Source organism: Nocardioides sp. (assembly GCF_034670285.1).
Taxonomy (GTDB): Bacteria; Actinomycetota; Actinomycetes; order Propionibacteriales; family Nocardioidaceae; genus Nocardioides.
Genome location: NZ_JAXMNS010000049.1, coordinates 1 through 12,787, shown reverse-complemented (window position 1 = coordinate 12,787; position 12,787 = coordinate 1). Strand labels below are relative to the sequence as shown.

10 protein-coding genes and 1 pseudogene are annotated in these 12,787 nt (G+C 72.2%); 5 read left to right on the top strand and 6 right to left on the bottom strand.

Features of this window, described 5'->3' with window-relative positions; all coding sequences use genetic code 11:
- Positions 1-1,057 (bottom strand): CoA ester lyase (locus VOI19_RS04080; protein WP_323791677.1); only part of this gene is annotated, 1,057 nt, incomplete at its 3' end.
- A gap of 106 nt (positions 1,058-1,163) precedes the next feature.
- On the opposite strand from VOI19_RS04080, the gene VOI19_RS04075 reads away from it, so the two are divergent.
- A complete protein-coding gene (locus VOI19_RS04075) occupies positions 1,164-3,302 on the top strand; it encodes an arylsulfotransferase family protein (protein ID WP_323791676.1) in 2,139 nt (712 codons plus the stop codon).
- 53 nt (positions 3,303-3,355) lie between these two features.
- Here VOI19_RS04075 and VOI19_RS04070 read toward each other — a convergent pair whose 3' ends face one another.
- From VOI19_RS04070 to VOI19_RS04050, 5 genes and pseudogenes are all read right to left on the bottom strand, one after another.
- Positions 3,356-3,958 carry a DUF1992 domain-containing protein gene (locus VOI19_RS04070; RefSeq protein WP_323791675.1) on the bottom strand — a complete coding sequence of 201 codons (603 nt, stop codon included), beginning with the start codon at positions 3,956-3,958 and terminating at the stop codon, positions 3,356-3,358.
- A 21-nt stretch (positions 3,959-3,979) separates the two neighbouring features.
- Entirely contained in the window at positions 3,980-4,678 is a 699-nt protein-coding gene (locus VOI19_RS04065; RefSeq protein WP_323791674.1) for an MFS transporter, read from the bottom strand.
- Between the two features lie 193 nt (positions 4,679-4,871).
- Positions 4,872-5,435: pseudogene (locus VOI19_RS04060) on the bottom strand (MFS transporter); the annotation flags it as partial.
- Entirely contained in the window at positions 5,435-6,769 is a 1,335-nt protein-coding gene (locus VOI19_RS04055; protein WP_323791673.1) for a M20/M25/M40 family metallo-hydrolase, read from the bottom strand. The gene VOI19_RS04055 and the pseudogene VOI19_RS04060, both read right to left, overlap by 1 nt.
- Positions 6,770-6,778: 9 nt before the next feature.
- Entirely contained in the window at positions 6,779-7,423 is a 645-nt protein-coding gene (locus VOI19_RS04050) for a nitroreductase family protein (RefSeq protein ID WP_323791672.1), read from the bottom strand.
- Between the two features lie 183 nt (positions 7,424-7,606).
- On the opposite strand from VOI19_RS04050, the gene VOI19_RS04045 reads away from it, so the two are divergent.
- From VOI19_RS04045 to VOI19_RS04030, 4 genes are all read left to right on the top strand, one after another.
- The gene (locus VOI19_RS04045) at positions 7,607-7,762 is read left to right on the top strand and encodes a hypothetical protein (RefSeq protein WP_323791671.1); all 156 of its coding nucleotides are present in this window, start codon (positions 7,607-7,609) and stop codon (positions 7,760-7,762) included.
- Between the two features lie 34 nt (positions 7,763-7,796).
- Complete coding sequence (locus VOI19_RS04040) at positions 7,797-10,754, top strand: helix-turn-helix transcriptional regulator (protein ID WP_323791670.1); 2,958 nt, start codon at positions 7,797-7,799, stop codon at positions 10,752-10,754.
- 44 nt (positions 10,755-10,798) lie between these two features.
- Positions 10,799-11,635, top strand: coding sequence for a sucrase ferredoxin (locus VOI19_RS04035; RefSeq protein WP_323791669.1), 837 nt, complete (start codon positions 10,799-10,801; stop codon positions 11,633-11,635).
- 29 nt (positions 11,636-11,664) lie between these two features.
- On the top strand, positions 11,665-12,787 hold a 1,123-nt coding region (locus VOI19_RS04030), incomplete at its 3' end, for a cytochrome P450 (RefSeq protein ID WP_323791668.1).

The following is a 12,787-nucleotide window of genomic DNA, read 5'->3' as shown; positions in this document are numbered from 1 at the left end:
TGAGCTCGGGGTCGATCGCGGCGAGCTGCTCGGCGAGCTCGACCAACACCAGGCACTGCTTGAGGGAGGCGTCGTCCTCCATCTTGCCGTTGAGCATCACCGCGCCGGTGCCGTCGCCCATGGCGGCGACCACGCGGCGGGCGTGGGTGATGTCCTCGACCGAGGGGCTGAAGACGCGGTTGGCGATCGCGATCTGCTTGGGGTGCAGGCTCCACGTGCCGACGCAGCCGAGCAGGAAGGCGTTGCGGAACTGGTCCTCGCACGCCACGACGTCGGCGATGTCGCCGAACGGGCCGTAGTAGGGGTAGATGCCGTGCATCGCGCAGGCGTCGACCATGCGAGCGATCGTGTAGTGCCACAGGTCCTGCTGGTACGTCGTGCGCTCGGCAAGGACGTCGGGGTCACCGGCTGCGTCCTCGGGCGGGTCCTGGCGCACCAGGTAGCCGGGGTGGCCGCCGCCGACGCGGGTGGTCTTCATGCGGCGGTCGGCAGCGAGGTCGGCCGGGCCGAGGGAGAGCCCCTGCATGCGCGGCGAGGCGCCGCAGATCTCCTCGATGTTGGCCACGCCGCGCGCGGTCTCGAGGATCGCGTGGATCAGGATCGGGCGGGTCAGTCCGGCCTTGGCCTCGAGCTGGGCCAACAGGCGGTCGACGTAGTGGATGTCCTCGGCGCCCTGCACCTTCGGCACCATGATGACGTCGAGCTTGTCGCCGATCGCGGGCACGAGCGTGGTGAGGTCGTCGAGCGCCCAGGGGCTGTCGAGGGAGTTGATCCGCGTCCACAGCTGCGTCGGGCCGAAGTCGGTCGCCTTCGCGATGTCGACCAGGCCCTCGCGGGCGGCGAGCTTGTTGTCGGCCTTGACGGCGTCCTCGAGGTTGCCGAGGAGGACGTCGACGGTGCCGACCATGGCCGGGATCTTGGCGGCCATCTTGGCGTTGCTCGGGTCGAAGAAGTGGATCGCCCGGCTGGGCCGGAACGGGATCTCGGTCAGCGGCGTCGGGGCTCCGACGGCGAGGGGGCGGAAGAAGTCCTTGGCGCTCTGCGATGCGGCGGGCATGTCGCGGAAGTTACCAGCGGGTGCCCACGGCCGACACCGTTGGCGGATATGACGGATGTCTCGCCATTGCCGGACACGGGGCCGCGAGCGGGGTTACGGTCCCCGCATGACGACGCCGGGGAGGGCGCTCGTCGTGACGACTTGCCTGCTCGCTGCACCGTTGCTCGCGGTGCCTGCGCAGGCAGCACCGCTCACGGCGCGCGCGGAAGCACCAGTCCACACGCTCGAGGTCTCCGGCGAGGGAGTCGGCAGCTTTCCGGCCTTCGACCCGGCCGTGAGGCGGTACGCCGTGACGACGTCCGACGCGACGTCCGGGCAGGTCACGGTCGCCGCGACCACCAGCGATCCCGCCGGTGAGGTCTACGTCGACGGGGTGCTCGAGACCGATGGGACGGCAACGGTCACCGGCCTCGCGGACGGCGACGAGGTCGCGGTCTTCATCGTCGACTCGGCCGGCACCGCCCGTCACTCCCTGGTCTACCTGCCCGCGGGCTTCCCGACGCTGGCCACCGAGACAGCCGAGACAGCCGAGCCAGCCGGGGCCGCAGGTGCCACGGGCGCCACGGGGGCCGCGGCGCTCGCTCCCGGCCACGTGCTGCTGGGCCTGACCAACTTCTCCGGCTCCAACGCGTTCTTCCAGACCGCGGTCGACCGCCAGGGCGTCCCGGCCTACGTCGAGCGGATCAACAACTCCGTGCTCGGGGCGCTCGACCTGAAGCAGCAGCCCAACGGCAACTTCTCGATCTCGCGCACCACGACGACTCCCGGCCGCACCGGGCAGGCGCTCGTGCAGCTCGACGGCGAGTTCGAGCCGATCAGCAGCACCGAGACGGTCGACCTGGTCAACACCGACGGCCACGACTCGATCGCGCTGCCGGACGGCACGACCTGGCTGCTCGCCTACGAGCCGAACGCCGCGACCGACCTGGACGACTCGATCATCCAGCGCATCGACCCCGACGGCACCGTCGGCTTCGAGTGGACCAGTGCGCCGTACGCCGCCGAGACGGTGACGGGCGGCGCCGACTACGCCCACGTCAACTCTATCGACCTGATGGACGACGGCAGCATCCTGGCGTCCTTCCGTGGCTTCAGCTCGGTGTTCAAGATCGACACCACCACCCCGACCGGGTCGGTGGTGTGGAAGCTCGGCGGGGTCGACAGCACCTTCGCGATCGAGGACGCCGCCGGTGCGCCGGACAGCGGCCCCTGCGCCCAGCACACCGCCCGTGAGCTGGATGACGGCTCGATCCTGCTCTTCGACAACGGTGCGGCGACGCCGATGTGTGCCGACCCGACCGACCCGACCGGCGACCGCGTGGTGCGCACCGACTCGCGCGTCCTGCGCCTCTCGCTCGACGAGTCGACCGACGTCGCGACCGTCGTGGCCGACCACTCACCGGGCCGCTTCGCGCAGTTCGCGGGCTCGTCGCAGGCGGTCGGGGCCGATCAGGGGCACACACTCATCGGCTGGGCGTTCAGCCGCGCGGAGGTCGCCACCGAGATCGACGCCGCCGGCGACGACCTCTGGCGGCTGTATGACGTGGAGCCCACTGCCGCGCAGCGTTACTTCTCCTACCGAGCGCACCTCGCCGTCGTCCCGGACGTGACCGACCCCGAGGTGGTCGTCGACGTGCCGGCGTCCGGCGCGTCGTACGTGCAGGGCGAGGCCGTCGAGGCGTCGTACTCCTGCACCGACCGGGGCGGCTCGTCGCTCCAGACGTGTGTCGCCACGCCGATCGACACGAGCGCGCCGGGATCGTTCGCGTTCGAGGTGACCGCCACCGACGGAGCCGGCAACTCGACCACCCAGACGCGCACCTACACCGTCCGAGCGCCGTCCTCGCTTCCTGATGTCTGGGTCAAGGTGAAGGGCAAGGGCACCTGGGTCGGGGACGACGACTACGGACGGGCGTCCTCGCAGCGCGTCACCACCGCGGTGAAGAACGTCGGTCGTTCGCGCACGATCGTGGTGAAGCTGCAGAACGACGGGTCCGAGGTCGATCGGCTGAGCTATGCGGTCCAGGGCAAGAAGCGAGGCTTCCGGATCTCCACGTCGAGCCGCACGGGGACGACGCGGGAGCTGGCGCCCGGCGAGTCCACCAAGCTGCGCATCAACGTGACTCGCGGCCGCAAGGCGCAGCGGGGCGCGGTGCTCGGGCTCAGGATCCGCGGCACCTCGATCGATGACGGCAGGCGGACCGACGCTGTCACGGCCCGGATCACCGCTCGCGGCAAGGGCTAGGCCGCCAGCGGCGGGTCGTCGCGCGCGCCAGCTCGTCAGGTCGGACCCGCGCGCTACGACGTCCGCCGACGCCGCCACCAGGTCCGCCGACGTGCCGACGCCGACTCGGTCGAGCCCTCCGCTCGTCGCTCCAGGCTCGCGGCTCGCCGTGCCTCACGGCGTCCGATCCACTCGGCGACCGTCTCCTCGACGTCACGCGGCATGGTCACCAGCGGTGGCTGGCCGTCCTGGGGTGAGTAGCGGGCGCGGAGCACCCGAGCGTTGAAGTCGGCCACCTCGCGCCGCACGTCGTCCTCGCGGAAGAGCTTGTCGAGGGCGTCGTCGAGGACGGCGTCGTCCTTGCGCAGCTGCACCGACGGCGGCAGGACGACGATCCGCTCGCGCTCGATGAGCTGGTTGAGCCACCAATCGGGGTCGTGGTCCTTGTCGAGGCCGGCGATCGGCTTGCCCGCACCGGCCAGGTTGTCGAAGTCGCCGCGCTCCATGGCGATCCGGATCTGCTGGTCGACCCAGAGGTGCTGGTCGGCGATCCGGGCGGCGGCCGCGCTCTGGCTCGAACGCTTCTGCCGCTCGCGCTCGTCGGTGGCCTGGGACTCCTCGGTGGGCTGGGCCGAGCGGGCCCCGTCGGAGCGGGCACGACGTTGCTGGTCGGACATCGACATCACCTCGCAACGAGCCTAGCCAGGCACCTCAACGCGGTCGGAGAACGCGTGTCGCGGTGCCAGCATCAGAGCCGCCGCGGCCAGCACCGCGGCGCCGGAGCAGACCGCCCACACCGTCAGGTAGCCCGACAACGGCGCGACGGCCGTCTCCAGCTCGAGACCGTCGGAGGCCAGGGCGATGGCGAAGATCGAGCTCGCGATCGCGCCACCGACGGTCTTGGTCGCGTTGGTCATGCCGGTGGCGAAGCCGGTGCGGTTCTCGGGTGCGGCAGCCGCAGCGGCCGACGGCAGAGCCGCCACCAGGGCGCCCGAGCCGAGGCCGGCGACGGCCATGTTGATCAGGCCCTGCCAGGTCTGGTCGTGGAACGGGATCCACAGCGCGTAGCCGAGGGCGACGAGCAGGCAGGAGACGACGAGCGCACGTCGTACGCCGAGCAGCCGCGAGGTCAGCGGCAGCGTGAACGCACCGATCGCGAGGGTGATCACGTAGACGCCGATCAGCGTGGAGACGAACGCGGCGTCGGCGCCGAGGCCGTAGCCGCGCTCGACCGGGTCGGCCTGGGCGTAGGTCGACAGCGGGATCTGGCCGCCGAGCACCGGCACCCCGAAGAGGAAGGCGGTGACCTGGATCGGCCACTGCCGTGGGGCGCGCAGCAGTCGTACGTCGACCAGCGGCTCGGCGCGCCCCAGCTCGTAGCGCGCGAACGGGCACAAGGCTGGCCACGCCGGCGGCCATGAGCAGCCAGGCCGGTGCGTAGCCCGGGCCCTCGAGCCGGACGACCACGAGCCCGCCCATCACGAGCGCCAGGGAGCCGGTGATGAGTGCGAAGCCGGTCCAGTCGATGCCGCCCGTGGCCTCGCCGGGGGTGTGCTGGATGCCGAGCAGGATCACGAAGAAGACGATCGTGACGACGATCGCCGGGAGCGTCAGCACGACGCCCATCCCGACCCGGTCGACCAGCTGGCCGCTGGTCAGCGCGCCGACGATGACCGACAGCTCGAGGGCGCCGACCAGGATCGCTGCGCCGCGACGGGTACGACGCTCGCGGTCGCTGTCGCCGCGCAGTCGGCGGTGGATGATCGCGACCTCCAACGGCAGCCAGACGACGTACGCGCCCTGGAGGGCCCAGCCGATGAGGAAGGTCGTGAAGGACGGGGCGACGACGAGGATCCACGAGCCCAGCGCGGTGACGGCGGTCGAGATCAGCAGCACCCGCTGGTGGCCGATCAGGTCGGCGAGCCGGGCGAGCAGCGGCACGCAGAGCGCGGAGACGACCAGCTGGGCGGCCTCGAACCAGTTGACGTCGCCCTCGGGGATGGTCAGGTGGTCGGCGATCTGCGGGTAGATCGGGGTGTAGTAGCCCTGGAGCACGCCGCTGGCGACCTCGACGAGCACGAGCAGGCCGACGATGGCCCCGAGTCCCTGGGCGGCCTTGGTCGCACCACGCGTCGTCCGCGCATCGAGGGCCATCAGGAGAGCTGCTCGATCAGACGGCGATACCAGGTGATGCCGTCGAGGAAGGCGTCCACGCCGAGGTGCTCGTCGTAGGAGTGGATCGACTCGCGCTGGGCCTTGGTCATCCGGAACGGGGCGAAGCGGTAGACCCGCTCGCTGATCGCGGTGAAGTGCCGTGAGTCGGTCGCGGCCATCATCACGTACGGCGCCGGCACGGCGTCCGGGAAGACCTCGGTGATGGTCGACTCGAGGAGCCGGAACGCGTCGTCGTCGATCGGCGAGACCGGGCTGGCGGCGTCCTCCTCGATGACGTCGAGCTCGACCTGGTCGTCGTCGACAGCCCGGCGCACGTGCGCGAGCACGTCGGCCACCGAGTCGCCGACCATCACCCGGATGTTGACGCCGGCCTTGGCCGTCGCGGCGATGACGTTGATCGCCGGCGACCCCGACAGCGTCGTGATCGCAAAGGTGGTGCGCGTCATCGCGGCGGTCTCGGGGCCCGCGGCCAGCAGCACCCGGGTCAGCGCCGGCCGGAGACGACCGGCGTTCGCGAGCACCGGACGGAGTGGGAGCGCGGCGTGCGGGGCGAGGCGACGGAACAGCTCGATCGTCGGGGCCGGGAGGCTCGCGGGCATGGGGGAGCGGTCCAGGCGGGTGATCGCGCGGGCCAGCCGGGCGGTGGGCCCCATCTTCGCCGGGGTCGAGGCGTGCCCGCCGCGGCCCTGCACCCGCAGCTCGATCGAGGTCGCGCCCTTCTCGGTGACGCCGACGACCCCGACCGGGGCGCCGACGCCGGGGAAGGCCTCGCTGGCGATCGCGCCGCCCTCGTCGAGCACGAACCACGGGCGGACGCCGCGCTCACGCAGCACCTCGACGGCCTCGCGTGCCGCCGTCCCCATGATCTCCTCGTCGCAGCCGAACGACAGCCAGAGGTCCTGAGCGGGGACGAAGCCTCGTGCCAGCAGCACCTCGACCGCCTCGCAGATGCCGACCAGGCAGCCCTTGTCGTCGAGCGTCCCGCGCCCCCAGATCGTGGGGACGCCGTCGTGGTCGACGATCTCGCCGCCGAACGCGTCGTGCTGCCACTCGCCCTCGACCGGCACCACGTCGAGGTGCGCCATCAGGACCACCGGGCGCACGTTCGCGGCTCCGCGCCAGTGGAACAGCAGCCCGTGGGTGGAGATCCGGGTGAGGTCGAGGTGCTCGTGGAGCAGCGGGAAGAGCCGCGCGAGCTCGTCGACGAAGGTGTCGAAGGCGGCGGTGTCGACGAGTGCGGGGTCGCGGTGGCTGACGGTCGGAAGTCGTAGGAGGGTCTGCAGCTTGCCGACCGCCTCGGGGTGCGGGGTCATGCGAGCACGCTAGTCGGCGGAGGGCGGGTCCTGCGGGCTCGCGGCCGTCCAGCCGCCGCGGTGGACGACGTCCTGCCACGGCTTGCGGGGTCGTGTGGACGGCGAGCCGGCCGAGCCGCCGCCTGCGGGGTGGCCGATGGTGATGACGCCGACCGGGTCGAACATCTCGGGGATCGAGAACTCCTCGCGCAGCGCCGGCACCCGACCGTGCACGGTGCCGAAGAAGCACGCGCCCAGACCCGCGTCGGTGACGGTCTGCAGGATCAGCAGGCTCGCCATGGCGGCGTCCATGTGCCAGAAGGGCATCGGCCAGCGGGCCTCGTCGCGGTCGGTCCAGCCCTTGTCGGGCTGGGCGTAGCGATCGAGGTAGGCGCTCTTGTTGCTGCACGGCAGGATCACCACCGGCGCGCGCATCATGCCCTGCAGCCAGCGGCCCGGGTCGGAGGGCGAGGTGGCTTTCTCGGTGCTCGCCGCCCAGAACCGTCGTACGTCGGTCGGGGTGTCGAGCACGAGGAACCCCCAGCCCTGGCTGAAGCCCGCGCTGGGGGCGTGGGTCGCGTGCTCGAGGGCGCGGTCGACGAGCGCCGGGTCGACCGGCTCGTCGGTGTAGCTGCGGACCATGCGGCGACGGCGTACGACGTCGGAGAACTCCATGGTCAGGAGTATGTCGCGCACGCCATGTGACGGCGGCCACGGACCCCTGAGGTAGTGGACCCCCGGAGATCTGAGGGCCTAGGGCAAAGAGCCGATGTGGAGGCCTACCTCAGTGGCGCACCTTGGGAACTGTCGCCGGCACCAGGTCGGCGCCCAGACCACAGCTCGAGGAAAGAATCCCCCATGTTCACCGTTGACCGCATGACCCTCCAGGCCGAGATGGACTACCGCGGACAGAAGCTGCTCCGCGGTGCGCGCGCCAAGCGCGTCAACCGGTTCGCCGAGCCGCACCAGCACCGTCTCGTCGCCGCGACCGAGGTCGCCAAGCGCGCCCGCTGACCGACGCGTCGGCCTGAGGGCCACAATGGCCCACGTGGCGATCCAGTCGAGCACCACCATGGTGGGCAGGGACGCCGAGCTGACGGAGCTGGCCTCCTCGCTCGGCGTACGACCGGCCCGCCCCGCCGACGACCTGAGCGACGTCCTGCTCTCGGGCGACGCCGGCGTCGGCAAGACCCGCCTCCTGCGCGCGCTGCGTGACCTCGCCAAGGCCGACGGCTGGCAGGTCTACGCCGGCCACTGCCTCGACTTCGGCGACTCGGCGCTGCCCTACCTCCCCTTCTCGGAGGTGCTGGGCCGCCTCGCCAAGCAGGTGCCCGACATCCTCACCGAGGTCGCCGGGCGCCATCCCGCGCTCACCCGCCTCCAGCCCGTACGACGGGTGATGGGCGACACCGACCAGGTCGACGCCGAGTCCTCCGCCCTCGACCGCGCCGACCTGTTCCGCGCCGTGCTGGCCGTCCTCGAGGCGGCCGCCTCCCGCGCCCCGCTGCTCCTCGTCATCGAGGACACCCACTGGGCCGACCAGTCGACCCGCGACATGTTGAGCTTCCTGCTCTCCCGTGAAGAGGCCGGCGGGTTCGCGATCGTCGCGTCCTACCGCTCCGACGACCTCCACCGGCGCCACCCGCTGCGCCGTCAGGTCGCGGAGTGGTCGCGGCTGCGCGGGGTCGACCGGATCTCCCTCAACCCGCTGCCCGACGAGGCCGTACGGCGCCTGGTCGCCGAGCTGATCCCCGAGGGGCTCCCCGAGGCCGAGATCGCCGACGTCGTGGCGCGCGCCGAGGGCAACGCGTTCTTCGTCGAGGAGCTCACCAGCGCCGCCGCCGACCCGGGCAGCTTCGTGCCCGCCGACCTCGCCGACGTCCTGCTGGTCCGGCTCGACCGCCTCGACGATCACGCCCGTCAGGTCGTGCGCACGGCCAGCGCCAGTGGGCGTCGGGTCACCCACGACCTGCTCGAGGCCACCGCCGACCTGTCCGGCGACGCCCTCGACGAGGGGTTGCGCGGCGCGGTGGAGATGAACGTCCTGGTGCCCGAGCGCGACGGCTACGCCTTCCGGCACGCCCTGCTCGGTGAAGCCGTGTACGACGACCTCCTCCCCGGCGAGCGGGCCCGACTGCACGCCCGCTACGTCGAGGCGCTGCGCGACGGCACGGCCAGCGGCACCGCCGCCGAGCTCGCCCGCCACGCCCGCCTGGCGATGGACAAGACCACCGCCCTGGCCGCGAGCGTGCGGGCCGGCAACGAGGCCAGCGCCGTCGGTGGTCACGACGAGGCGGCCTACCACTACCAGCAGGCGCTCGAGCTGCTCAGCGGTCGCCCCGGCGACGCCTTCACCGAGCTCGGCATCGACCTGTCCAAGCTCGTCGTCACCGCCGCCGAGTCACTCACCGCCAGCGGCGACCCCGAGCGCGCGGTCGCCGTCATCGCCGAACAGCTGGCCCTGCTGCCGGCCGACGCCTCCGACACCTGGCGGGCCCGGATGCTCAGCGCCCAGGCGGCCGGGCTCTACATCACCGAGTCCGACCAGGACGTCGTCGAGCTCTCCGCCGGCGCGGTGGCGCTCGCGCCCACCGGCGACAGCGGGCTGCGGGCCCGGGTGCTGGCCAACCACGCCAGGATCCTAGCCGCCCACGGCCGCCTCGACGAGGCGCAGTCGTTCGGCATGGACGCCCTCGAGCTCGCCGAGCGACTCGACCTCCACGAGCTGGCCTCCGACGCGATCACCACCCTCAGCAACCTCAAGAAGGCCGGTCCCAAGGAGGGGCTGCGCGCCGCGCTCGAGGACGCCGTCGTGCGGGCCGCGGAGTCCGACGCGATCCACGCCGAGCTGCGCGGACGCTTCCTGCTGGGCCGCTCCTACGAGGACTGGGGCGAGTTCGGCCCCGCCGAGAAGTGGTTCGGCAGCGGCATCGAGCGCGCCGAGAGCGCCGGGCTGCCCTGGGCGCCGTACGGCTTCGAGTGCCGCTGGCAGCTCTCCTGGATCCACCTGGTGCGAGGGGAGTGGGAGCGGGCGCTCGCGCTGCTGACCGTCGAGGGGCCGGTCCCGCCCCCGATCCCGCGCGCGCTGATGACCGCGGTGCGCCTCCAGGTCCTCCAGCACCGCGGGGACGACGTCACCAGCCGTGCCGCCGGGCTCCGACCCTTCTGGCGGCGCGAGGGGGCCGTCGCGATCCACGCCGCCGCGCTCGAGATGGTCGCCGCGGGACGACGCGGAGAGCCGCTCGCCGCGGTGGCGTCGTACGACGACGCGGTCGCGATCCTGGGACGCATCTGGCACGAGTGGTTCAGTGCCCGCATCCGGCTGGCCGCGCTCGCGGTCGGGGTCGTCGCCGATGCTCTGCCCAACCTGAGCGCCGCCGAGCGTGAGGTGCTGGTGAACGACCACGTCGAGCGTCTGCACACCGACGGTCAGCTCGTGCGTGAGCGCTACAGCGACCCCTCGGGTCACTGGGGCCCGGAAGGTCAGGCGTGGGTGCGGCGACTCGAGGCCGCGACCCTGCGGGCCCGCTGGCTGGCCGGCGTCGATGCTCCGCCGCTGGAGACCCTGGTCGACGCCTGGCGCGAGACCGAGGCGCGGTTCGTCGAGTTCGGTCACGTGCACGAGATCGCCTCCGTGCGCGTGCGCCTGGCCGGGGTGCTGCGGGTCGCCGGTGACCTGGCCGGGGCGCGGGTCGTGGGCGACCTGGCCCGCGAGGCCGCGCACCGACTCGGTGCGCAGCCATTGCTCGACGACCTGTTCTGGCTGGGCTCGACGTCGTCGTCCGGTTCTCGCAACGGGGCCGGTCACGGCAGCGTCGCGCTGACCGCGCGCGAGCGCGAGATCCTCGGTCACGTGGCCGAGGGGCGCAGCAACGGCGAGATCGCCAAGCTGCTGTTCATCAGCGCCAAGACCGTGAGCGTCCACGTCTCCAACATCCTCGGCAAGCTCGGCGCCGCCGGGCGCACCGAGGCCGCCGCGATCGCGCACCGGCAGGGACTGCTGTAGGCCGCCGCGCTCGTGACGAGGAGGCGTCTGGTCGAATGGGTGGCGTGCCCGAACTCCGCTGCTCCCTCGCCAGTGAGGACGACGCCGAGCCGATCGCCGGCACGGCGCCGACCGAGTCGGAGTGGCTCTTCGTCGAGGACGCAGGTCCCTGGCCGGCGAAGGCGACCAAGCACCTCGCCGAGCACGTGGCGCGGCTGGCCCCGGGCGGGCGTGCCCAGCTGATCCGTCGTCACGGGGGTGGCTCCGGGCCGGGCGTGCGAGTCTTCCGCGCCTCCTTGGGTGCGACCCCGAGCGTCAGCGAGGTCGTGCTGCGCGACTACGCCGATCTCGGGGGCGTCGCCACGACCGATTTCACGCCGTACGGCGGGCCGCTGTGGCTGGTGTGCACCAACGGTCGACGCGACGTCTGCTGCGCCGAGCGCGGCCGGCCGGTCGCGGCTGCCCTCGCCGCCCGCTGGCCCGAGGGCACGTGGGAGACCACGCACCTCGGTGGGCACCGCTTCGCCGCGACCCTGCTGGCCCTGCCGCACGCCGTGGCTCTGGGTCGCCTCGACGCCTTCACCGCGGTGGAGGCGTGCACCGACCTGGAGGCCGGTCGCCTGCCGCTGGACGTCACGCGCGGGCGGGCCGGTTGGCCGGGCGCCGCGCAGTGGGCCGACCTGTCCCTGCGTGACGAGTCGGGCTGGACCGGGCTCGGCGACGTGGACCTCCTGCACGTCGAGAAGGAGCCCGCTGCGCGCGCCGTACGACTGTCGACGCCGGACGGCCCACAGACCGTGCGCGTGGTGAGTGAGCCCGGTGGTGAGCGACTCGCTTCGTGTGGGGATGCACTCCCGAAGACGACCTCCACCTTCGCCCGCGCACCGAGCGAGTCGGTGTGACGAGCACTACCGGCCCGTAGGGTCAGGACATGGCCACCGTCGACGACGTCCCTGACTCCACGAGCCTGCGCTTTCGTGCGACCTCGGCCGTGGGCGACGGCGCCCCGGAGCCCGAGCGCACGGCCACGCTGCCGCCGGGACCGCGCTGGCCGGCCTTCGTGCAGACCGTGGCGCTGATGCGTTTCCGTCACAGCTTCATCCCGTGGCTCCACCGCACCTATGGCGACGTCTTCACCGTCAAGCTGCTTCCTCGCGCCCGGCCGCTGGTGCTCGTCACGCGTCCCGAGCACACCAGGGAGGTCTTCGCCGGCGACCCGGAGGTCTTCCACGCCGGCAAGGCCAACTCGATCCTCGGACCCGTCATGGGCAAGCACTCGCTGCTCCTGCAGGACTCCCTCGAGCACAAGCGTGCCCGCAAGCTGCTCATGCCGGCCTTCAACGGGGCCGCCCTGAAGGAGTACCAAGGGCTGGTCTCGACCCTCGCCCGCGAGCACGTCGACGGATGGCGCGACGGGGAGGAGTTCCGCTCCCTCGACCGGATGAACACCTTGACCCTGGAGGTCATCCTGCGGGTGGTCTTCGGCGTGACCGACGAGCGGCGGCTGGCGGCGTTGCGCCCGTGCGTCAACGCCACCGTCGACGTCAGTCCGGTGGTGCTCCTGGGCTGGGGCTATCCGTGGTTGCAGAAGATCGGCATGTGGAAGCGGGCGGTCACCAACCAGTACGAGCTCGACCGGCTGATGTACGCCGAGATCCGCGAGCGCCGTGCAGCCACCGACCTCAACGAGCGCACCGACGTCCTGTCCCGGCTGATCCGGGTCGGCGCCGCCGACGAGGGGGGTCTCGACGACACCGAGCTGCGCGACCAGCTCGTCACCCTCCTGCTCGCCGGGCACGAGACCACCGCGACCGCGCTCGCCTGGGCGCTGTACGAGCTCGGCCGTGACTCCGACCTGCACGCCCGCTCGGTGGCCGCCGCCGCGGCCGACGGCGCCGAGGCTGATGCGTGGCTGGAGGCGGTGATGAAGGAGTCGATGCGCCTGCACCCGGTGATCCCGATGGTGGTGCGCACGCTCATGAAGGACACCTCGATCGCCGGCTACGACCTGCCCGCCGGCACGACCATCGGACCGTCGATCATCATCAACCACG